Genomic DNA, 22309 nt, shown 5'->3' with positions numbered 1-22309 from the left:
TGTACGGTTTTGGGGGCCTTTTGTGCAAAAAACGTACTTCGATTCTGGTTGGGGCGATGATAATCAAAACAAAAACGATCTTTTCTCGCGGCCTGTTGCTGCTATCTGTGGGACTGCTGGCTGCCTGTGGCGGGGGCGGCGGGGGCGGCAGCTCCTCTGGCGACCCTTCTGGGCCGGGCACCAATCCACCTCCGCCCACAGCAGAGCCTGTAATCCTGAATGGTCATGCGATCAAGGGCCCTCTCAGTGACGCAGAAGTCAGTGTTTATACCCTGCTCAATAGTGGTGGAAGCCTCAAGGGTGATCTGCTTGCCAGTGGCAGTACCGGGGGCACCGGCGCATTTGACGGTGTCAAATTCGAGCTGGACGGTAGTGACTACTTCCTGGTAGAGGTTGCCGCAGACGTCGACACCATCGACATTTCTACCGGGCAGGCTCCGGTGATCAGTACTCTGATTACACTCGCTTCCCGCGAGGCCCTGGAAAGCGCTGAACCCGTCTATGCCACGATCAGCACCACGCTGGTGCTTGAGATGATGCGGCTGCATGGCGCACAGGGCAATTCACAACCGGTTACGGATAATCTGCAACAGTTCTCTACTACCGTTGCTACCGCCTTGGGATTCGGGCAGTTGGAAGGCATTGATCTGTTTGCCCAGCAACCTCTGCCTATTTCCGGAATACCGGTTACTCAGGAGGTGCTTGATTACCGCACGGCAATGGAAGCGCAGGTTGCTCTGATCTGGGCCGTCGCACAGGAGCTGGGGCTGCCGGTCACTCAGGTAATCGAATGGATCGCTGCTGATCTGCTCGACGGCCAGTATGACGGAAACAGTCCGCTGCCAGGACAAGAAGCAAAGGACGGAAGCCAGCAGGTGTTCGCAGTAGCGGCGCGACAGGTGGTTGGTGAGTTGCCTGTTCCCGGTACTGGCGCTTTGCGGGGCGAGGACGATTATCTGGCCGGTGAGACAGCACAGATCCTGTTGAATGAAGCCGCGGATATCGCGCCTTCGACCAATGTGGATGTGTTGGTGGAGGCACCCCCCGTAGCTGTTCTGGCCGCATTGGGCCCGGATATGGACGGTGATGGCCGGCCAGATGTGGTGGATGAGGATATTGATGGGGACGGCATCCTGAATGTAGCGGACGCTTTCCCGCGCGACCCGGCAGAGTCGCTCGATAGCGACGACGATGGTGTCGGTGACAATGGCGATGCCTATCCGCTCGATGGCAGCTGCAGTGTCGCGGCGCATGGTAATGGCAGCCAGTGTTACCTGACCGCGCTTGCCGATTACGAGGTGACGCAGGGTATTACGGGTGCCGATGACAGTGTACTGCTGGTGGCCCGGGATGACACCGAGCTGACCATGTTCCGCTATGTCCCCGCGTCCGGCGGAATTGAAGAGAAAATCGATCTCGCTGTGGATGGGGTATCTCCCAACGCCGTTCTCGCCCACGAGGATCACGGCAGAACCTATATCGCGTATCCGGATGGGGCTATCCGCTATCTGCATGAAAACTCGCTGCAGTTACTGGCCAGGCTTGGCTTTCCCGCGGTCAATCTCGCGGCGGCCGGCGACTACCTTTTTGTTACAGGTGAAGATGGCAAAGGTAAAACACACCTGACGCTGTCCAAGTCCGGGCAGCTGATGCACCGGATGGACTACCAGTCTGAAATTCTCGCTTCTGCGTGGTCGGATTCACAGGATCGGCTGTATTTCCGTTATGGCTATTCTACGCCCTATCGCCTGGCATATTACGCAATCAACTCGAGTTCGGGGCATTTCGATAGTGCCTTTGTTTATTCCTACGATTGGGAGTATTTCCCTGACGGCCCATTGCTCGTGCTCGACAACGTCAATCAGGTTGTTTCCGGCTCGGGCGTGCAATATGACATGTTCAGTCACAAGCGTTCCGATCGGATGGTGAACGCCTTTGCCAGCGGAGTGTATAACGGCAGTGATCTGGTGACGGTGGCTACCAATGGGCAGGGCGCCACTACGGTGAGTGCGTATACATCGCACAGCGCGCTTTACCAGACACAAACGTTTAATGGCGCTGCCAATACACTGTTGGATCGGGGTACGGATTACTTTCTTGTCACTCGCGAAGCGTCTGGCATCTACCTCTTCCATACCTTTACTACCGATCGTGATGAAGATAACGATGGAGTGGAGAATCTCGCAGACCATTTCCCGACGGACCCTGCCGCCTCACTGGACTCGGACGGTGACGGCTGGCCGGATAGCTGGAACACTGGCTACAGTGGATCCGACTCGACGAGCGGGCTGTCTCTGGATGCCTATCCGCAAGATTCGGCGTGCCAGGAAGCGTCCCAGGGCAGTGGTTCCATTTGCGATGTTGCCAGTGCTCTGGTTATCGGTGAGATAGAGCAATCAGTCTTACACGAGAATATCGTTTACGCATTTTCTGCCGATGACCAGTCAATTTACCGTTGGGATGTGAGTACTGATGCACTCCTGAATCCGATCCCGCTTTCCCGTGTGCTGGGTGATGTGCGCGCTATATCTGCAGTGGTGACGGATGCGGGCGATATCCTGATTGCCGATATCGAGGGCAGGGTTCACCGGGTTGTCAGCGTGTTACCCCTGTCGACAGAACGCGTATTCCGCGCAAGTGGAACGGTCCTTGGGCTGATTAGTGCCGGTCCGCATCTTCTGGTGACGGAATCCACCCCCTATGGGGACCGCAAGTTCAATGTGCTTGATTCAATGTTTGACAAGCTCGGTGATTTCTCGCTCTATGGCGAGGCAGTCGAGCCTGAATATCATCATGAAAGTGGCCGTATATTCTGGAACCGATACAGTCTAGGCGGCCAATTAAATAGCGGAATTATTGATCCGCAAGGCGGGTATCTCAGAGGTACCCAAAGCGCGCGTTTTGACAGCCCAGGCTTACCTGCATTTGTTGCAGTATCTCCGGATGAATCCCGTATTCTCGCAGGCGGCAACACGGTGGTACGTGATTTGTATGGCTTGCCTTACATGCAGCAGTTACCCGTTTCCGAATCCTGGCCAGCGCTGAGTAGCGAGTTTTATCCCGTAGAGGGGTTCTGGTGGCAGGACGTGGCTGTGATTCTGTTTCAGAACGAGGGCGACCTGTGGTTGGTGGCATACGATGCTGACTTGAAAGCACCCTTGCTTACCCTGGAATTAGGAGAAGTGGATGCCCGGCAGGTCCAGCAATACGACGAAGGTCTTGTCTATCTGCAAGAGGACGCTACCCGCGGAATGGTATTCGGCAAAATACCACTTTTGGGCGATGCGGATGAGGACGGGCTTCCCTACTGGTGGGAGCTTCAATATGGTCTTAGTGATGAGGATGCCTCAGATGCAGCGCTGGACCCGGATGACGATGGCCTGGTGAATCTGGATGAGTTCGCTGCGTCTACCTCAGCAACAGAAGCAGATTCTGATGCGGATGGCCTGAGTGATGGCGATGAAGTGCTTGTTGTCGGTAGTGATCCGAATGCGCAGGACTCGGATGGCGACCTCATGTCCGATGCATGGGAGCTGGCTGCCGGTTTGGATCCGACCAGTGCCGACGATATGGAAGGCGATCTGGATGGGGATGGCGTTGCCAACTATATCGAGTACGTCAACGGGACTGATGCAGCGGACATCAATTCGTTACCTGAAGTCGTAGAAGATGCGTACTTCTCGTTCGAGGATGGCACTGTACCGCCGGAGTTGGCGGTGGCCTCGGCGCCGGGCAGCATGTCCGTGGTGCAAGGTACGGCGAGTCATGGTGACTACGCGCTTTCCTTTGGTGGCGATGCCTCCATCACCTGGCAGCGAACCTTTGCTCCGGTGGAGGTCCGTTTCGATATGGTCTCTGATTGCTACAACTACTACGACAAAAATGTGTCTATCCGGGTGGATGGTGAGCAGGTCTTTAGTGGTTACCCTCCGCAGTCAATCTGGCAGACCCAGAAACTGTCGTTGGCAGCCGGCAACAGAGAGCTGACAATTTCCATCACCAGTAGCAGTGATGACTGTTCGGTGTATCTGGATAATTTCGTTGTGGCACCGCTGGACAACGTATTTGAAATGGGGGCGAGCTTTGTCGCGTCCAATGACAACAAAATTCAGTTCTACGATTACGACGCCACACTTCTGAAGGAGGTGGAGGTTGCTGGTCAGGGTGCTTACATCGAAGAGGCGCGGGATATCGCGGTTCTCGCTGATGGCCGTGTGGCCGTCTTCAATGGCACCTTCGAGCCGAAGCTCAGTATTTATTCGCCCAGGGATCACGAGTGGGAGCATTACACCGCACCGGGATGGTCCACCATCAACAACGGTACCTACGGAGGGATCGATGCGATCGGAGAACGGGTATTCGTCACCAATATGGCGACCTCGGGAAGCCCCAATCAGGGCATTGTTGAGTTTGACCTGGGTGACGGCTCGTTCAATTTTGTCAGTGGCAATGGTTATATCGACCTGACCGTTGGCGAAGACGGATATCTTTATGGTTTTACCGGGCGAGTCATCGATAAGTTCGACCCGGACACCATGACGTTAGTATCGGAGCTCACGGTGGATGAGGGCCGTTCTATTGCCGTCAATAGCGCTGGCGAACTGTTCATTGCGGACTGGAGCGGGGATGTCCACAAGTACGACTCCTTCGGAAATCATCAGGCTGAGCTGGAGGTGGGCGGTAGCTTCTATGACATCTCCCTGCGGAGCAACGGTGATCTGCTGTTGTCTTCCCGCTTCGAGAATGTGGTACTGGTGAATGGAGATCTCAGCGGGTTCTCCCGCCTGTCGGTCTTTGCCGAGTTTGTCGATTTCACCCCGCACCTGGATAGCGATAGCGATGGCCTGCCGGATTGGTGGGAGGCCGCCAATGGGCTTGATGCCAACAACCCTGCGGATGCGTCATCAGACTATGATCTGGACAATCTGACCGCCCTGGAGGAGTTCTCCCTGGGCACCCGTGCGGACAAGACAGACACAGATGGAGATACCGTCAGCGATGGGGATGAAATACTGGTGCATGGCACGGATCCGTTGCACCCGGATTCCGATGGGGATGGTTTGACCGACGACAAAGAGCTGGCCGCCGGTACCGACCCTAATCTCACGGATTCCGATGGTGATGGTGTTGGCGACCAGGAGGAGTTGGAGGTTCATGGTTCTGATCCCCTGGCCAGTGATTCCGACCAGGACGGCATGGGCGACCTTTACGAGGTTACCCACGGTCTGAATGTGCTGGTAAATGACGCCGCTGGTGATGCCGATGACGATGGGCTGACCAACCTCGAGGAATCCGTACTCGGAACCTCACCGATCCTGGCGGATACCGATGGTGATGGCCTGACGGATTACGATGAATACGTCGTGCATGCTTCGTCACCGCTGCTGAAAGACACCGATGGCGACATCATGCCGGACAGTTGGGAGGTCGAGTTTGCGCTGGATCCGAACGCGCCGGAAGACGCGGCGGGAGATCTCGATTCGGATACCTTTACCAATCTCGAGGAGTATGTCGCGCATACGTCACCGACGGATGAGCTGGACTTCCCGATGCCGGTGGTCTGGGGGAGCGCCCAGGGGGGAGCAGATCATACCGGCTATACACCATGGGATCTGGACGAGGCTGATTTCACCTTGCGCTGGAGCAAGAGCTTTCCGGATGTTTCCAGGCTTCACTCCGTGGCCGCGGGCGATGGTCGGGTTTTTGTCTCCAGTGACAGCTACTTCAGTAATCAACGGATATACGGACTGAATGCGGAAACCGGTGAAATACGCTGGGAAAAAGCCTACGACGATATCAACAGCCTGAATCCCCCGGCCTATGCTGATGGCCGCGTGTACGTTCAGAGCGGGGGCCACGGGGATTCCTTTATTCGTGGTCTAGATGCCGAGACCGGGGCTTTACACTTTGCTACCGCGTACAGAAATCAGTGGTCCAGCTACCTGGCTCCCACACCTTTCGCGGGGCAGCTGTACATCGCGGGTGGGTATTACGGGGGCATGTATTCCCACAATGCAGCAACCGGCAGCGAAAACTGGTTTGCCAATACGGCGCAATATGACGGCTTTACTCCCGCGGTGGATGATCAGTATGTGTATGCGTTCATCACGGATTTTGCCGCCTACGACCGGCTGACCGGTGAGCTCGCCTATCGCATTGATTTCCCCAGCTTCGATTGGGGTGGCAATGACGTGGGGATGGCGACGGTGCTGACCGGGATTGGAAACTCGGTAGCAATCCAGCGCGGTACTCTGGTGGTGTTTGATCTGGAGCAGAGAGCCATTCTGTGGGAGCGTTCGGGGAACTATACCGGGCAGCCCTCATCACATCTGGGGCAGATCTTTGCCATTGAATCCGGAATACTGAAGGTCATTGACGAGTCGACGGGTACGGTCTTGTGGAATTACGAGGCAAGCGAATCCCTGACGTCAAATATCGTGGTTACCCGTACGCACGTGTTTGTGGGGGGCGCCACCACAACCTACGCCATTGATCTACAGAGCCGGGACGCCGTGTGGTCCTACGCGGCCTCCGGTGCACTCAGCCTCAGCGACGAGGGGGTATTGTATGTCTCCGGCTCGGCATTGACCGCCATCGATTTGTTGGCAGACTGAATAAATATCACAGCAAAGACCGGCCAATTGGCCGGTCTTTTTGTTAGGCCTCATTTTTGCCACTGCTCACAAACTGCACTATTGTCAAACAAGTGTAAAAAACCCGCAGTGGATCCATGTCCCGCTCATCCGACCCGTCTTTCCGCGTTACTCCAGGTGGTGCTAAGCCCGCGCCCGCGCCTGCAAAGCGCACTGGCAAGATTCGAGAGCGCAACCGCGAGCTGATCCTGGCGGCAGCGGAGGAAGAGTTTGCGCGCCATGGTTTTCGCGGCGCCACGATCCAGCGGATCGCGGAGCGTGCGGCGCTTCCCAAGTCCAATGTGCTCTACTATTTCAGCAACAAGCAGCGGCTTTATACCGCTCTGTTCGAGACGATCACCGGGCGTTGGAACGCCATGCTGGCTGCCATCAAGCCGGAAGATGATCCCGCCATGACCCTGGCGCGTTTTATCCGCGCCAAGGTGGATATGTCGCGTACTCACCCACAGGCGTCACGTCTGTTCGCCCTGGAAGTCATTCAGGGAGCCCCGGTACTGGAAGGGCATCTGTGCACCAACGTGCGGGATTGGGTACGCGACCGCGCAGGCGTGATCCAACAGTGGGTAGATGAGGGGCGGATGTCACCGGTGGACCCGGTGCATTTGATTCTGCTGATCTGGTCGTCGACGCAACACTATGCAGATTTTCAGGCACAGATTCTGATGATCGAAGATAAGGTGGAGTATACCCGGGAAGACTTTGACCATGCGGCAAGGTTCCTGATCGAGGTGATACTGCGGGGATGCGGTCTGGAAGTGCCGCCGTTTGAATCTGTGCCACTGGAAGTGCTCGACGCCGGTTCCGGGTGAGCCCTGGCGGGCTGGTTGCTGGCGAAGGGTTCGCCTTACGGAAATAAACGGCGATACTGACATCATCATTTAACGAAATGCTGTATCGGTAAGCGTTTCCACAACCGGCCGAACCACTCGGCAAAGAGCGCTGTGAATTTAGAGAGCAACGGTTTTCTCGACCGCCTTTTCAGGCTGCGTGAGCACAAGACGTCGGTAAAGACCGAGCTGGTCGCGGGTGTCACCACCTTCGTTACCATGGCTTACGTGATATTCGTGAACCCCAATATCATGGCGGAGGCCGGTGTGGATCACGGGGCTGCGTTTGTCGCGACCTGTATCGGCGCCGCCCTGGCCTGTTTTCTGATGGGTTTTTACGCCAACTGGCCGGTGGGGCTGGCGCCGGGGATGGGGCTCAATGCCTTTTTTACCTATACCGTGGTCGGCGAGATGGGGTACAGCTGGCAGATTGCGCTGGGCGCGGTATTTATTTCCGGTGTGCTGTTTATGATCATGAGCCTGTCGCGAATCCGCGAGTGGCTGCTCAACAGTATCCCCATGAGCCTGCGCTTCGCTATGGGGGCCGGCGTAGGTCTGTTTCTGGGGCTGATTGGCCTCAAGACCGCGGGAATCGTTGTGGATAACCCGGCGACACTACTGTCAATGGGCAGCTTCAAGGAGCCCTCGGTACTGCTCGCCGCGCTCTGCTTTCTGCTGATAGCGATCCTCAGTTACCGCCGGATGTTTGGTGCGATCCTGTTCAGTATGCTGGGGGTGACAGCCATTGGCTGGGCCTTCGGACTGGTCGAATACCAGGGACTGGTGTCTGCACCGCCGAGCCTGGCGCCGACCTGGCTGGCGATGGATGTCAGTGGTGCTTTCAATGTGGGAATGATCAGTGTCATTCTCGCCTTTCTGTTTGTGAACATGTTCGACACCGCAGGCACTCTGATGGGGGTGGCCCATCGCGCGCACCTGGTGGACGAACACGGGCAGATCAAAAACCTGCCGCGCGCACTGAAGGCGGATTCCACCTCCAGTGTCATGGGCGCTTTTGTCGGTTGCCCGCCGGTCACCAGTTACGTGGAGAGCGCTTCCGGGGTTGCCGCGGGCGGTCGCACCGGTCTTACTGCGGTAACCGTCGGGCTGCTGTTTCTGCTGGCGGTGTTTTTTGCTCCCCTCGCAGGCATGATTCCCGCTTATGCCACCGCCGGAGCGCTGATATACGTAGCCATGCTGATGATGGGCGGCCTCGCCCATATCAATTGGGATGACCATTCCGATAGCATTCCCGCCATCGTCACCGCGGTCATGATGCCGCTTACCTTTTCCATCGCCAATGGAATCGCTCTGGGCTTTGTGACCTACACCGCGATGAAGCTTTTCACCGGCCAGCACGAGAAGATCTCGGTCAGTCTGTATGTGCTGAGCGCCATTTTTATCGCCAAGTTCGCGTTTCTGTAACTTGGCGTGCGCACGTATCGGAACCGTTTTTGCATCATTGCCGGTGAAGAGGAATTGGCTGCCCGCTGCCGGTACCGCATTCTCCTCACCGGTCATTGTGCACCTTGCACTACACTCTCCACGAGGGTCCGGCGAGCGCGTTATCGGATAAATGCCCCTGTTGATTGCAAGTTGCCGGGTAGGCCATGGATGAAACGATAATTAGATAACAAGCTTGAGGCCCGCATCGATGAACAGACTCCCCCCGTTATCGACTCTAAAATGTCCACAAGACTTTACCACCTGGCTGCGTGCGCTATCGGATGTAGCCATTGCCTCGGTGCACCCTGACAGTTTGATTCCCGCTCATTTACCGGAACCACCCTCGGGCCGCACCGTTGTGATAGGGGCGGGTAAGGCCGCCGCAGCTATGGCCGCGGCTCTGGAAAAGGCCTGGTCCGGTAAATACCCGGGTGCGGAAATCGAGGGGCTGGTGGTTACCCGTTACGGGCACGGAGCCCACTGCCAATCCATTGAGGTGCTCGAAGCCTCCCACCCGATGCCCGACAATATGGGAGAGGTGGCAGCCAGGCGGATGTTGGCTGCGGTCAGCGACCTCGGTGAGGACGATCTCGTGATCGCGCTGATCTCTGGGGGGGGATCGGCGCTGATGACACTGCCGGCAGCGGGCCTCAAGCTCGAACAGAAACAGGCGGTTAACAGGGCGCTGTTGCGCAGCGGGGCGCCTATCCGGGAAATCAACACCGTGCGGCGCCACCTGTCTGCCATTAAAGGTGGGCGTCTTGCCGCCGCGGCGCATCCGGCACCGGTGGTGACCTATCTGATTTCCGATGTTCCCGGAGATGAGCCCACCCTGATTGCCTCCGGCCCCACCCTGCCCGATAACTCCACGCCAAAAGACGCCCTGGAAATTCTGCAGCGCTACGATATCGAGACCGACGACAGCCTGCGCAGGCACCTGCAGAACGACGGTAATGCACCAAAACCCGACGATGCCACTTTCGCGCGGGATACCGCGGTGTTGCTTGCAAAGGCCAGCGATGCCCTGGAAGCAGCCCGCAGTGCTGCGGTTGTCGCCGGTGTTGAGGTGCGTGTGCTAGGTGACAACCTCGAGGGAGAGGCGAGAACACTGGGCCAGGAGCACGGCCAATTGGCTCTGGCCGCGCAAGCTGACAGCACCGTGCCGCTGCTGATTCTCTCTGGCGGTGAAACCAGTGTCACGGTCATCGGCAATGGCCGCGGCGGGCGCAACGTGGAATATCTGTTAGGGTTGTTTGCCAGCCTCGCCGGTGCCGAGGGTATCTATGGCCTGGCGGTGGACACCGATGGTATAGACGGTTCCGAGGACAACGCCGGTGCTTTTTTTGCTCCCGGTGACTGGGCGCGTATGCAGCGGCAGGGGTTGGACCCCACTGTTTACTTGGCCAACAACGATGCTTACAGCTTTTTTGCCGAGCTGGAAAATTTGATTGTCACCGGCCCCACGCGCACCAACGTCAATGATTTCCGCGCGATCCTGATTTTGCCGCCAACGAAATAACTGGGGCGATGCTATGAAAGTTGCCGATAAGGTGATGGTCCACCCGGTAGCGGCACCGTCCGGTGCTTTGATAAGTAGCGATAAATGTAAGAGGTCCTGATGAGCCAGAAACCCGCCAACCAGCGCACCGCCAACCCCGTCCGCCGCACCAAGATTGTCGCCACCCTGGGCCCGGCCAGTGACAAGCCCGGCGTGCTAGAGAAAATGCTCAAGGCCGGTGTGGACGTAGTGCGACTGAATTTTTCCCACGGCACCGCCGACGACCACCGTCGCCGACTGCAGCAGGTGCGGGAAATCGCCGATCGTCTCGGCAAAACCGTCGCCGCGCTCGGCGATCTACAGGGCCCGAAAATCCGTATCGCGCGCTTCCGCGACAATGCCATCAACCTGCAGGAGGGGCAGCCGTTTGTACTGGATATGTCTCTGGACGCCAATGAGGGCGACGAGAAGCGGGTGGGGTGTGACTACAAGGATCTGATTCGCGACGTCTCTGCCGGGGATGTGCTGCTGCTGGACGACGGCCGTGTGGTACTCGAAGTAAACCGCGTCAGTGACCGCGAGGTGCATACCACCGTGGTGGTGGGCGGCAAGCTGTCCAATAACAAAGGCATCAACAAACAGGGGGGCGGCCTCTCCGCTGCGGCCCTGACCGACAAAGACAAGGCCGACCTGAAAACCGCCATCGATATCGGTGTGGATTATCTCGCTGTTTCCTTCCCGCGCACTGCCGCAGATATGCAGGAAGCGCGCGCGTTACTCGGTGAGGCGGGTAAACATATCGGCCTGGTGGCCAAGGTGGAACGGGCGGAAGCCGTGGCGGATGAGGAAACCCTCGACGATATCATTCGCGCCTCGGAAGCGGTAATGGTGGCCCGGGGCGATCTGGGGGTGGAGATTGGCGATGCCGCGCTGATCGGCGTGCAGAAACGCATGATCCTGCGCGCCCGTCAGCTGAATCGCGCGGTGATCACCGCCACCCAGATGCTGGAAACCATGATTACCGCACCGCTACCCACCCGCGCAGAAGTGTTCGACGTGGCGAATGCGGTGCTCGACGGGACCGACGCGGTCATGCTGTCTGCGGAAACTGCCGCCGGTGACTACCCGGTGGAGGCGGTAGAGGCCATGACCCGCCTGTGCCTCGGCGCGGAACGGGAGCGCTCGGCGCAAGAGTCCGGGCACCGTATGCACCAGGACTTCAATCGCATCGACGAAACCATCTCCCTGTCTGCCATGTATGCCGCCAACCATCTGGCCGGCGTAACCGCCATCGCCTGTATGACCCAGACCGGCTATACCCCGTTGATCGCCTCGCGCATCCGCTCCGGCCTGCCCATCGTCGGTCTCGCCCACGACCCAGTGGCCCAGCGCCGTATGGCACTGTATCGTGGCGTCATCTCGGTGCTGTTTGTGCCGGGAGAGAAGGAAGGGGATCGGGAATTGAACCAGCGGGCCCTGGATACACTCAAAGCCAGAGAAATCGTAAAGCCGGGCGACCAGGTCATACTGATTCGCGGGGATCTCATGCAGTCCCACGGTGGCACCAATACCCTGAAGATACTGGAGGTCGACTAGTCTCGGTAATTGCAGCGCCTGGCCGCTAAATTGCATATCATGAAGTGAACGAAAACACCGAGCCTGCTCCCCTAAGTCACCGATACGGGGTTCAGGCCGCGGGCGGCAATGCCAGCCCGCCAGGGTCGCGAGGGAAACCGAACGGCCTCCCGCATTTGGAAAGGTGATGAAACAGAACGAAACCCTGGAGGACGGTCACGGCCGTCGCTTCTATTACTTGCGCCTGTCCGTAACAGACGTCTGCAACTTCCGTTGTGACTACTGTCTGCCCGACGGCTATCAGGCCACCCGAAAGGCCCCCGACCTCAGTGTCGCGGAAGCCGGTACCGTTATGCGTGCCTTTGCCATGTTAGGCACAAGGAAAGTGCGCCTGAGCGGCGGCGAGCCGTCCCTGCGCAAAGACCTGCCGGAGCTTATCCAGGCTGCCAGTGCTACCCCCGGCATCCAGCGCGTCGCCGTCACCAGTAACGGCTACAGGCTCCCCAGTGTCATCGACACCTGGCACCGCAGCGGTCTCCACCAGCTCAATATCAGCATCGACAGCCTCGATAATGCGGAATTCGCCCACATTACCGGCCACGACTGCCTGCCCAAAATCCGTACCGGCATCGACCGCGCACTGGAATTGGGCATCCAGACCAAGGTCAACGCCGTCCTGCTCTCCGATGGTGCTCAAGCCCGACTGCATCAATTCCTCGACTGGCTAAAAACCACCCCCGTCACCCTGCGCTTTATCGAACTCATGCAGACCGGCGACAACCGCGACTACTTCGCCAGCAACCATGTGCGCGGCAGCGACATCGAGCAACAACTGATCGAAAGCGGCTGGCAGCTTCTCCCCAGAGCCCTAGACGCCGGCCCCGCCCGCGAATACGTCCACCCTGACTATGCAGGCCGCATCGGCCTCATCACCCCCTATAGCAAAGACTTCTGCAACAGCTGCAACCGCCTGCGCATCTCCGCCCAGGGGAAACTGCACCTGTGTCTGTTCAGCGATGCAGGCCTCGACCTGCGCGAAACCATCCGTACAGGCGACGCCGACGCACTGGCCGAAAAAGTGCGGGCACTGATTGGCAATAAAGAAGTCAGTCACTATCTGCAGCAGGGGAATACCGGCGGAACCCAGAACCTTTCGATCATCGGTGGTTGAGCTTTTAGGCTTACGAAGTACATAAATCAGAATTGAAGAGCGGGCGTCGGGTGAAAGGTTTCAGGAGCGTCGCAAACAGGATGTTTGCGCCGCAGCGCCCAGGGATGGGTCTACAGCGGTCCTGAAACCTTTCACCCGATGACCGCTCGCCTCAGAACTTTAGTCAGAGCAAAAAAGCTACGGAGCACAAAAAGCCAATGAGCCACGCCCCAACAAACCCAGATCAAAAACTCAATATCGCCATCCTCACCGTCTCAGACACAAGAACCGAAGAAAACGACACCTCCGGCAACTACCTCGTAGAAGCCCTGAAAGCAGACGGCCACAACCTCGCCGACAAAGCCATCGTCATCGACGACAAATATCTCCTGCGCGCCAAAGTCAGCCAATGGATCGCCGATCCGGAAATCCAGGTCATCATCTCCACCGGCGGCACCGGCTTCGCAGGCCGTGACTCCACCCCCGAAGCCCTCGCTCCCCTGCTCGACAAACACATCGACGGCTTCGGCGAAATGTTCCGCTCCATCAGCTATGAGGAAATCGGCTCCTCCACCATCCAGTCCCGCGCCCTCGCCGGCATCGCCAACCGCACATTGGTCGCCTGCCTCCCAGGCTCCACCGGCGCCTGCAAAACTGGCTGGACCAAACTGCTGCGCGAACAATTAACTGCAACCCACATGCCCTGCAATTTCGTAGGCTATCTAACTAAATAATTCGCTCAATGCTGCCCAAGTAAGAACACCATGACCCTCACACACCTGAACCAACAGGGCGAAGCCAGCATGGTCGATGTCACCGACAAAGACATCACCGACCGCGCCGCCCGCGCCGAATCCGCCGTCGCCATGTCTGCCGAAGCCTTCGAACAGTTGAAAGCCGGCAACAACAAGAAAGGCGATGTGCTTGCCACCGCGCGTATTGCCGGCATCCAGGCTGCCAAGAAAACCGCCGACCTGATTCCCCTGTGCCACCCCCTGGCGCTTACCAAGGTGCAGGTGGACTTCACCCTGGATGAGGCCAGCCACACCGTCAATATTGAAACCTACTGCCGGCTCGCCGGTCGCACTGGCGTGGAAATGGAAGCGCTCACCGCCGCCAGCGTGGCCGCACTTACCATCTATGACATGTGCAAAGCCGTCGATCCCGCCATGGTGATCGGCCCGACACGGTTGCAGGAAAAAGTTGGCGGCAAGCGCGGCCACTGGACACCTGAACAGAACCAGGGGGAGAAATCGTGATCAAGGTTTTGTTTTTCGCCAGCCTGCGGGAACAGCTGGAGCGCGAGGCGGTGGAAGTGGATGCAACCGGGCTTACCGATATCACCCAGTTGCGCAATAGGCTGGCGGAGCAGGGGGCTGTCTGGCAGAGCGCCCTCGGCAACGATCAACTGCAGGTTGCCCTCAATCAGCAGTTGTCGAGCATGGACGCTACTATCAGAGACGGCGATGAAGTTGCCTTTTTCCCACCGGTCACCGGAGGCTGAAAATGCCATTGGAAATCTCTATCTCCGTGCAGGCGGAAGGTTTCGATCCGGGTGCAGAGTACCAGTTATTACGCAGCGAAAATTCCGCGGACGGCGCTACGGCCATGTTTGTGGGTAATGTCAGAGACTTCTCACCAGGTGCTACCGGCGATCACCAGTCGGTAGCCGTGCTCGAGCTGGAGCATTATCCCGGTATGGCGGAGTCAGCACTTACCGACATCGCCCGGCAGGCTGCGGCACGATGGCCGCTGGGGCGGGTGCGTATCATCCACCGCTATGGCCCATTGGCTGCCGGTGAAGAAATCGTGTTTGTGGGCACTACTTCCGCTCACCGTCAGGCCGCACTGGATGCCTGTGCCTTTATCATGGACTTTCTGAAAAGCCGCGCGCCCTTCTGGAAAAAAGAGATCGCAACGGGCGCGGAAGAGGGGAGCTGGGTTGAGGCCCGGTCCAGCGATGCCGATGCATTAAAAAAGTGGTGATGTCCCAATAGCTGTTTAGTGAGTACTTGCTTGCGGTGTACCCCTTGCAACTTCTCAGAGGGTATTTTTTATTCTGCTTAAAGTTTGATCTGGTTCCGTTGATTCCGCGAAAAGTGTGATGTGGTGCACGTGAACACCTTTGTCAGTACTCGTGAAACCTGTCACATAATCGAGCTTTTTTCTCTTGTCCTTTGAATTTTAAGAAAAAATTCTTCTCTAACTCTCTGCGCGAGTTTTGAAGCGCCTCACATATCCCCCCCCGCCGGTTGCAATACAATCGCCCCGCTAAGTACTCGTATTCGACGTTAGTCGGACAAAAATCGGTCGAGTGATTACGACCAATAAAAAAGAGCCCGGATATCAGGGCAGGCTTCCAGGGTAGCCTCTCCAGGGTTAGTTTCGAGGTAAAAGGGATATGTGCAGAATTCTGTTGGCAACCGTTATGCTGATGCTTACGGTGATGACCAATGCGCAGGAAGTCAGCCGCGAAGAAATCCGTGGCCTGGATGAGCAGATCCAGGATGTGAAGAAGGATGTGATCAGTCTTACATCCGAGCTTAATCGCCTGGAAGAGAAGCTGTTGTTCCCCTCCAATACCCAGGTGGCGCTGTTTGTCTCATTACCTGATAGTGCCGAATTCAGCCTCGAGTCTGTCGAGGTGAAGCTCAACAATCAGGTGGTCGCACACCATCTGTACACTTACCGCGAAATCGAAGCGCTGCAGCTGGGTGGTGTACAGCGTATCCATACTGCCAATGTGCAGACCGGTACCCACCCCCTGGAAGTCACTTATTTCGGAAAGTCCAAGTCCGGCAAAGAATATCGTGCAACCGCCAGCTACAGTGTGGAAAAGGCGGTGGGTCCCAAATTTGTTGAGATCCAGATCGCCGGCAACCAGTCCGCCATCAACTTCAAGGACTGGTAAGCATGAATTCCCGTCTGGCCCGCGCGGTTGCTGGCGCAGCGCTGACTGTGCTGTGCGCCGTGTCTGTGCAGGCCAAAGTGCCCGAAGATCCTACCGCGCTGTATACCGATAACCTTCGCGACCTGTTTTTTGGCGAAGCGTTATTCAATGCGCACCAGGATAACTATTTCGACGCGATCACCGGGCTGGATACCGAGCTGCAACAGTTTCGCCTTCTGGATGACCCCGAGCTGGACCCGTTCTCCGTGCATTTCGGTCAGGCGGAATTTGCCGTAGGGGACCTGGAGCTGTCCTATCGCATGCACCGGGAAGCCGGTCGTGCCATGGAGCAGGTGCTGCGGGGTGATGTTCCCCAACCCATCAAGAACGAAGCGGCCTATCGGCTGGCAAAAATTCACTATCACAAACAACAGTTCGCCAGCGCGCTGCATGCTCTCGAGTTGATCGAGGGGCGTGTACCGGAGCGTGTGCGTGCCGAAGAGCAGTTCCTGCGCGCGCGCGTATACATGCAGCTGGGCCGTTTTGAGGAAGCGGTAGCACTGTTAAAAGAACTCAAAGGCGTAAAGTCGCTGGCGGGGTTCGTCGAGTACAACCTCGGTATTGCTTTGCTGAAAGCTGGGGAGACCGAGCGCGGTGTTTTGGAGTTGGACAGCCTCGGTCGCAATGCGGGCAGTGGCGCGGCCATGGGTGCGCTGCAGGACAAGACCAACCTGCTGCTTGGTTTTCAGTTGATGGAGGCCGAAGAGTACCAGCGCGCGCGCACCTACTTTGACCGTGTGCAGCTGAGTGGGCCTTTTTCGAATCAGGCGCTTTTGGGGGCCGGCTGGGTAGAGGCCAATGCAGGCCGATACGACCGTGCACTGGTGCCCTGGCAGTTGTTGACGCAGCGCAAATCCACCGATGCAGCGGTGCAGGAGGCCATGCTGGCCGTGCCCTATGCTTACGGCAAGCTTGAGGTGCACAGTACCGCGGCAGTGAACTACGGTCAGGCTCTGGACCTGTTTGGCAATCAGGTGGACGTGCTCACCCGGTCCATCAACAGTATTCGGGAAGGCAAGCTGCTTGAAGCACTGCGCCGCAAAGAGGCTAGCCAGGTGAAGAACTGGGTGGTAGAGCTGCGAAAACTTCCGGATGCACCAGAAACTCATTACCTGCTCGATCTGATGGCGTCCAACGATTATCAGGAATTTCTGCGCAATTATCAGGACCTGAATGATCTGCTCGAGCGCAATAAAGACTGGCTGCAAAGCCTTGATGCCTTTGATGAAATCATCGCCCTGCGCCGCAGCTATTACGAACCCATCCTTCCGGGGCTGGATGTACAGTTCCGGCAGATTGATGCGCGTATCAAGATGCGGCTGGAACAGCGTCAGCGCCTCGCCATGCGTATCGAAAACCTGCTGGTAAACCGCCGCCCCGAGCTTCTCGCGAAAAGCGACGAAACCGAATCCCGTCTGATTCTGCAACAGATTCGCGATATTCTCGAATACAACCCCAGCCTGCAGAGTGAAGAGACCGAAGATCGGATTGCGCGCCTTGAAGGTGTGCTGAAGTTTCGTCTGTCTCGCGAGTTCGATGATCGCCTTACCGAGGCTTACAAAAATCTGCAGGAGCTTGATGAGGTTATCGCTACGCTGCAGGAAAGCTACCAGCGCTATGTGCGTACCCGCCAGGCCGCTACCCACAGTTACGAAGGTTATACGGATCAGATCGTCGGTCTGCGCGCCGGCCTGAACCGCGCTCAGGAGCGCATCGATCAGTTGATGTCGCGCCAGGGGCGCATGCTGGAGCAGTTGGCTATCAGTGAGCTGGAAGAGCGTCGCGCGCAGCTCGAGAGTTACCAGATTAAAGCCCGCTTCGCGCTGGCCGATAGTTACGATCGGGCCAATGAGTTGCAGGAGCGCCGTGCGGATGCGCGCAAGGTTGAAGAGTATCAGCGGCAGGTGGAGCAGATGAAGCAGGCTGCTCCACAACCCCAGGAGGAGTCGCTGCCTACAGATAATCCGCCCGAGCTGGAAGCGCCGGCGTCAAACGGGGAGGGCGCGGATAATGAATAAAACGCGTTTCTCGGCCGTTTTCAGTCATCTGGGTCTGGCAACTGCGGCCTCTGCGGCGTTGTTGCTCAGCGCCTGTGCCAGCCACAGTGGCAAGACCATCGGTAGCCTGCAGCGCGTGGATATTGAAATTCAGGAAACCCATATCGAGGGCAGCCTGGAAAAGGCACTGGCGAGCTACCAGAAATACTTGCAGGAAACCCCGGAAACTGCACTGACGCCAGAAGCGATCCGTCGTATTGCGGATCTGAAAATCAAGCAGGCGCACCGCGCGGAAGAGGGGATTCTGCCAAGCAGTACCGAAACCCGAATTCTGTCGGCAGAAGAGATCGCTTCGGCTAACCTGAGTGCGAGTAAAAAGACTGCCGCGGCAATGGGTGCGCTGGATGCGCCGCAAGTGGCAGGGGTTCAAACTGGTACTGGTGCGACCGATGTTGCACTTGGCAGTGTTGCCGGCAGTAATGGCGAAAGCCAGAGCGACTTCGAGGCGCGCGCCAGTGGTGCTGTGGATCTCAGTGGCGTATCCAGCGAGGCAGAGATTTCCGTACCCGGTGACGACCCGGATGCACTGCTTGCCGCCAATGCCCGCGAGGCTATCGCACTCTACAGAAAGCTGTTGGTGCAGTACCCGCAGTATGAGCGCAACGACCAGGTTATGTACCAGCTTTCCCGCGCCTATGAAGAGACCGGCGAGGTGGATGAGGCCGTGGCTGTACTGCGCCAGCTGGTCACCAAGTATCCGGCCTCCCGCCACCTGGACGAAGCCTATTTCCGTCTGGGTGAATACTACTTCACCCGCAAGAAATTCCTCGACGCGGAAGAATCCTATGGTCGTGTGATCACCATGGGTGAAGTCTCCAGCTTTTACGAGCTGGCCCTGTACAAGCGGGGCTGGGCGCTGTTCAAGCAGGATATGTACGAAATGGCGCTGGACGATTTTGTCCGCATGCTGGATTACAAGGTTGAGCAGGGTTACGACTTTGAGCAGCAGACCAACGAGACAGAGCGCAAGCACATCGAGGACACCTTTCGTGTCGTCAGCCTGAGTTTCTCCTATCTCGGTGGTGCCGACTCCATTGTGGATTACTTCACCAATAAAGGTCCCCGTGGTTACGAGTCCTACGTCTACAGCCACCTGGGTGAATACTATCTGGATAAGCGGCGTTATCAGGATGCGGCCAAGTCTTACGATACCTTTGTGGAGCGCAACCCGCTGCACAAAGTGGCTCCGGATTTCTCCATTCGGGTAATCGAGATCTATCAAAAGGGTGGGTTCCCCAGGCTGGTGCTGGAAGCCAAGAAAGCATTCGCCAATACCTATGCGCTGGATGCCGAATACTGGACCGTGTTCGAGATTGCGGAATACGCCACCGTGGTGGAATTTCTGCAGACGAACCTGATTGATCTGGCGAGCCACTACCACGCGGCATACCAGAATGTTAAGCCGAAGGACAAAGAGTTCGCGAAGAAGCGCGGCGAAAACTATGTGGAGGCGATTCACTGGTATCGTCGCTACCTGTCGTCTTTTGCGGACAAGCCCAAGGCGCCGGAAATCAACTATCAGCTTGCTGGCCTGATGCTGGAAAATAAAGATTTCCTGAACGCCGCACGGGAGTATGAGCGCACCGCCTACCACTACCCGAATCACCCAGCGAATGAGAATACCAGTGAGGCCGGCTATGCCGCCGTCTTCGCCTACCGCGAGCATCTGGCAAAAGATCTCGCCAAGGGCAGTAACGCTGATAAAGTTGCGATTCAGAGGGAAATCATCAGGTCGTCCCTTACCTTCGCCGAGACATTCCCACAACACGGGAAGGCGCCTCAGATCTTGTTGGGCGCGGTGGACGACCTGTACAAACTGAAGAGCTTCCCGGAAGCCATTCAGAATGGTCGCCTGTTGCTGGAGAAATTCCCTGCTGCGGACCAGCAGATCCAGCGCTCTGCCTGGTTGTTGGTGGCTCACGCTTCTTTTGATACCGAGCTTTACGTAGATGCTGAGGCCGGTTATCGCGCAGCGCTGAATCTCACCGCGAGTGATGCCAAAGATCGTCCGGCACTGGTGGATAACCTGGCCGGGGCCATTTATCAGCAGGGCGATCAGGCCCGCAAGGCTGAAGACCACCTGGCGGCGGCCGAGCACTTTTTACGTATTCGCAATGCAGCTCCCGGGGCGACCATTCTCGCAACCGCAGAATATGACGCTGCGGCCTCTCTGATTCAGCTCGAAAACTGGGCCCGCGCTGCGGATGTGCTGAAGGCCTTCCGCAGCAATCACCCGGAGCATGAGTTGCAGAAGGAGGTGACCAAGAAGCTGGCGGTGGTTTATCAGGAAAGTGGACAGTTACTGTTGGCGGCAGCGGAGTTTGAGCGGATCGAGCGCGAATCCGACGATGACGATGTGCGCCGCGAGGCCCTGACTCAGGCGGCGGATCTTTACAGTGCGGCCAAGAGCTATGACAAGGCACTTGCGGCGCTTAATCGCTATGTCAAGCTGTTCCCCAATCCCATGGAGCCGGCACTGGAAACCCGCCAGAAAATTGCTGATATCTATCTCAATGTCGGGAACCAGAAAGCCTACTTCAATACTCTCGACGATATCGTTCGCATCGAATTGCGTGGCGGTAACGAGCGAAATGATCGCACGCGTTATCTGGGTGGTAATGCGGCGCTAAAACTGGCGGAGCCGAAGTTTGCTGCCTTTGCGGAGGTCGCCCTCGTGGCCCCGCTGGAGCGCAACCTCAATACCAAACGTACCCGCATGAAGGCGGCCACCGCGGCTTTCAGCGATCTGATCGACTACCAGGTGGCGGACGTGACGGCGGCAGCCACCTATTATCTGGGTGAAATCTATCTGCACTTCAGTCGCGCCCTGAAAGACTCTGAGCGCCCGACCAATCTCAGTGCGCTGGAGCTGGAAGAGTACGAACTGGCTCTGGAGGAACAGATCTATCCGTTCGAAGAGCGCGCCATTTCTGTTCACGAAAAGAATATCGACCTGATGGCTGCCGGTATCTACAACCAGTGGGTAGCGAAAAGTATTGGTCAGCTCGCCGGCCTGGTGCCCGCGCGCTATGAGCGCCCGGAAGATGCCGGCAATATCGTGATGACCATTGTTCCGGTGCCTGAGGCCCCAGAAGAACCTGCTGAAAATGCGGGCGAGGAAGTGGGTGATCCTGCGGAACCTGCCCAGCAGGAGGATTCCGAGTCTACCGTAGTCGCCGAAAATGACACTGAAGAAGAGGGGCAGGGCTGATGGAAACCTTTATCAGGTTGCGCCGGACCATTCAGGTGGCACTGTGTGCCGGCACGCTGCTGCTCGGTGCCTGTGCCAGCGGCCCGCAAACTTCCAGTCGTCCGGTAGACCCGATGAATGTCAAAGTCTCCGGTGCGGTCAATCGGGATTTCACCCAGGCGGTGGAATTCTTACAGGGCGAGCGTTACTCGGAAGCCATTGAGTTGCTGCAATTGGTTGTCGAACGTGAGCAGCGCCTGTCGGCCCCTTACGTCAACCTGGGCATTGCATACTTCAAAACCGGTGACGAAAAGCATGCGGAGGAATCTTTTCTCGAGGCCTTGCGTGTAGCACCGCTGGACCCCGTCGCCAGCAGTGAGCTGGGCGTGCTTTATCGACACCAGGGACGCTTTGATGAGGCGAAAAAAACTTACAGTGCTGCGCTGCAGGCGCACCCGGACAACCTGCCACTGATCAAGAATCTCGGCATACTGTGCGACCTCTATCTTCAGGATGTGAATTGTGCACTCGCACAATTCGAGCAGTACCTGAAATATGAGCCGGAAGATTCCAGGGTCGCGATTTGGGTGACTGATCTCAAGCGGAGAGCCAACTGATGGATTCCATACAGAAAACCCTGGTGACGGCTTGGCTGTTGCTCGGAGCCCTGAGCGTACAGGCGCAGGAAGAGGGTGAGAAAAAAGTGGATACCGAAGTGAAAGAGCTTTCCGGTATTTCGATTATTGGTAACGAAGAGGCGCCCAAGTCTCTGTATATCGTTCCCTGGAAAAGCTCCGAAGTCGGTGTAGAGAGTGGGCTGAATTCCAGTCTTCTGGATCCCCGTCTGCAACCACTGGATAAAGAAGTTTTCTCGCGGGAGCTCGAGTTCTACGAACTGAGCCTCCCAGAGGAATGAGTACTGCCGCAACGCAGCACTCGAAGACACACACGAAGTAAAAACCT

At 57.3% G+C, this 22309-nt stretch carries 15 protein-coding genes and 1 riboswitch; all 15 genes read left to right on the top strand.

The genetic code is table 11. The features are described from left to right. Nucleotides 1-56: 56 nt before the first annotated feature. The 15 genes from AAFH99_RS15545 to AAFH99_RS15475 all read left to right on the top strand — a co-directional run bounded on the left by AAFH99_RS15545 (nucleotide 57) and on the right by AAFH99_RS15475 (nucleotide 22262). Nucleotides 57-6614, top strand: coding sequence for a PQQ-binding-like beta-propeller repeat protein (locus AAFH99_RS15545; protein ID WP_406828189.1), 6558 nt, complete (start codon nucleotides 57-59; stop codon nucleotides 6612-6614). 116 nt (nucleotides 6615-6730) lie between these two features. After that, nucleotides 6731-7462, top strand: a complete 732-nt coding sequence (locus AAFH99_RS15540) for a TetR/AcrR family transcriptional regulator (protein ID WP_406828188.1) — start codon at nucleotides 6731-6733, stop codon at nucleotides 7460-7462. Between the two features lie 132 nt (nucleotides 7463-7594). Next, nucleotides 7595-8905: an NCS2 family permease gene (locus tag AAFH99_RS15535; RefSeq protein WP_043319004.1), complete on the top strand. Its 1311-nt coding sequence runs from the start codon at nucleotides 7595-7597 to the stop codon at nucleotides 8903-8905. Between the two features lie 229 nt (nucleotides 8906-9134). After that, complete coding sequence (locus AAFH99_RS15530) at nucleotides 9135-10445, top strand: glycerate kinase (protein WP_406828187.1); 1311 nt, start codon at nucleotides 9135-9137, stop codon at nucleotides 10443-10445. Between the two features lie 99 nt (nucleotides 10446-10544). After that, nucleotides 10545-12020 carry a pyruvate kinase gene (gene pyk, locus AAFH99_RS15525; RefSeq protein ID WP_406828186.1) on the top strand — a complete coding sequence of 492 codons (1476 nt, stop codon included), beginning with the start codon at nucleotides 10545-10547 and terminating at the stop codon, nucleotides 12018-12020. Nucleotides 12021-12063: 43 nt separating this feature from the next. Continuing rightward, nucleotides 12064-12202: riboswitch (molybdenum cofactor riboswitch) on the top strand. Then, entirely contained in the window at nucleotides 12187-13170 is a 984-nt protein-coding gene (gene moaA, locus AAFH99_RS15520) for a GTP 3',8-cyclase MoaA (protein WP_043318998.1), read from the top strand. Its footprint overlaps the riboswitch before it by 16 nt. Nucleotides 13171-13367: 197 nt before the next feature. After that, nucleotides 13368-13883 carry a molybdenum cofactor biosynthesis protein B gene (gene moaB / locus AAFH99_RS15515; protein ID WP_043318997.1) on the top strand — a complete coding sequence of 172 codons (516 nt, stop codon included), beginning with the start codon at nucleotides 13368-13370 and terminating at the stop codon, nucleotides 13881-13883. Nucleotides 13884-13913: 30 nt separating this feature from the next. Continuing rightward, entirely contained in the window at nucleotides 13914-14408 is a 495-nt protein-coding gene (moaC, locus tag AAFH99_RS15510; RefSeq protein ID WP_406828185.1) for a cyclic pyranopterin monophosphate synthase MoaC, read from the top strand. Beyond that, nucleotides 14405-14653: a molybdopterin converting factor subunit 1 gene (gene moaD / locus AAFH99_RS15505; protein ID WP_406828184.1), complete on the top strand. Its 249-nt coding sequence runs from the start codon at nucleotides 14405-14407 to the stop codon at nucleotides 14651-14653. Before moaC ends, moaD begins: the two co-directional genes overlap by 4 nt. Nucleotides 14654-14655: 2 nt before the next feature. Further along, nucleotides 14656-15135, top strand: coding sequence for a molybdenum cofactor biosynthesis protein MoaE (locus AAFH99_RS15500; RefSeq protein ID WP_043318993.1), 480 nt, complete (start codon nucleotides 14656-14658; stop codon nucleotides 15133-15135). 415 nt (nucleotides 15136-15550) lie between these two features. Continuing rightward, nucleotides 15551-16060, top strand: coding sequence for a hypothetical protein (locus AAFH99_RS15495; RefSeq protein WP_043318992.1), 510 nt, complete (start codon nucleotides 15551-15553; stop codon nucleotides 16058-16060). Nucleotides 16061-16062: 2 nt separating this feature from the next. After that, nucleotides 16063-18117, top strand: a complete 2055-nt coding sequence (locus AAFH99_RS15490) for a tetratricopeptide repeat protein (RefSeq protein WP_406828183.1) — start codon at nucleotides 16063-16065, stop codon at nucleotides 18115-18117. Continuing rightward, nucleotides 18110-21367: a tetratricopeptide repeat protein gene (locus AAFH99_RS15485; protein ID WP_406828182.1), complete on the top strand. Its 3258-nt coding sequence runs from the start codon at nucleotides 18110-18112 to the stop codon at nucleotides 21365-21367. Before AAFH99_RS15490 ends, AAFH99_RS15485 begins: the two co-directional genes overlap by 8 nt. Continuing rightward, nucleotides 21367-21963 carry a tetratricopeptide repeat protein gene (locus AAFH99_RS15480; RefSeq protein WP_406828181.1) on the top strand — a complete coding sequence of 199 codons (597 nt, stop codon included), beginning with the start codon at nucleotides 21367-21369 and terminating at the stop codon, nucleotides 21961-21963. The genes AAFH99_RS15485 and AAFH99_RS15480 overlap by 1 nt, the downstream gene beginning before the upstream one ends. Continuing rightward, nucleotides 21963-22262 carry a hypothetical protein gene (locus AAFH99_RS15475; RefSeq protein WP_406828180.1) on the top strand — a complete coding sequence of 100 codons (300 nt, stop codon included), beginning with the start codon at nucleotides 21963-21965 and terminating at the stop codon, nucleotides 22260-22262. The genes AAFH99_RS15480 and AAFH99_RS15475 overlap by 1 nt, the downstream gene beginning before the upstream one ends. The last annotated feature ends 47 nt before the right edge of the window (nucleotides 22263-22309 follow it).

Source organism: Microbulbifer sp. ARAS458-1 (assembly GCF_045348205.1).
Lineage (GTDB): Bacteria > Pseudomonadota > Gammaproteobacteria > Pseudomonadales > Cellvibrionaceae > Microbulbifer.
The sequence above is the reverse complement of the archived record's forward strand: the minus strand, read 5'-3'. Positions and strand labels throughout refer to the sequence as shown.

What these genes read in the sequence shown, in the direction of transcription:
- AAFH99_RS15545 (WP_406828189.1), top strand. Translation starts at nt 57, where the DNA reads ATGATAATCAAAACAAAAACGATCTTTTCTCGCGGCCTGTTGCTGCTA.
- AAFH99_RS15540 (WP_406828188.1), top strand. Translation starts at nt 6,731, where the DNA reads ATGTCCCGCTCATCCGACCCGTCTTTCCGCGTTACTCCAGGTGGTGCT.
- AAFH99_RS15530 (WP_406828187.1), top strand. Translation starts at nt 9,135, where the DNA reads ATGAACAGACTCCCCCCGTTATCGACTCTAAAATGTCCACAAGACTTT.
- pyk (WP_406828186.1), top strand. Translation starts at nt 10,545, where the DNA reads ATGAGCCAGAAACCCGCCAACCAGCGCACCGCCAACCCCGTCCGCCGC.
- moaA (WP_043318998.1), top strand. Translation starts at nt 12,187, where the DNA reads ATGAAACAGAACGAAACCCTGGAGGACGGTCACGGCCGTCGCTTCTAT.
- moaB (WP_043318997.1), top strand. Translation starts at nt 13,368, where the DNA reads ATGAGCCACGCCCCAACAAACCCAGATCAAAAACTCAATATCGCCATC.
- moaC (WP_406828185.1), top strand. Translation starts at nt 13,914, where the DNA reads ATGACCCTCACACACCTGAACCAACAGGGCGAAGCCAGCATGGTCGAT.
- AAFH99_RS15500 (WP_043318993.1), top strand. Translation starts at nt 14,656, where the DNA reads ATGCCATTGGAAATCTCTATCTCCGTGCAGGCGGAAGGTTTCGATCCG.
- AAFH99_RS15495 (WP_043318992.1), top strand. Translation starts at nt 15,551, where the DNA reads ATGTGCAGAATTCTGTTGGCAACCGTTATGCTGATGCTTACGGTGATG.
- AAFH99_RS15490 (WP_406828183.1), top strand. Translation starts at nt 16,063, where the DNA reads ATGAATTCCCGTCTGGCCCGCGCGGTTGCTGGCGCAGCGCTGACTGTG.
- AAFH99_RS15485 (WP_406828182.1), top strand. Translation starts at nt 18,110, where the DNA reads ATGAATAAAACGCGTTTCTCGGCCGTTTTCAGTCATCTGGGTCTGGCA.
- AAFH99_RS15480 (WP_406828181.1), top strand. Translation starts at nt 21,367, where the DNA reads ATGGAAACCTTTATCAGGTTGCGCCGGACCATTCAGGTGGCACTGTGT.
- AAFH99_RS15475 (WP_406828180.1), top strand. Translation starts at nt 21,963, where the DNA reads ATGGATTCCATACAGAAAACCCTGGTGACGGCTTGGCTGTTGCTCGGA.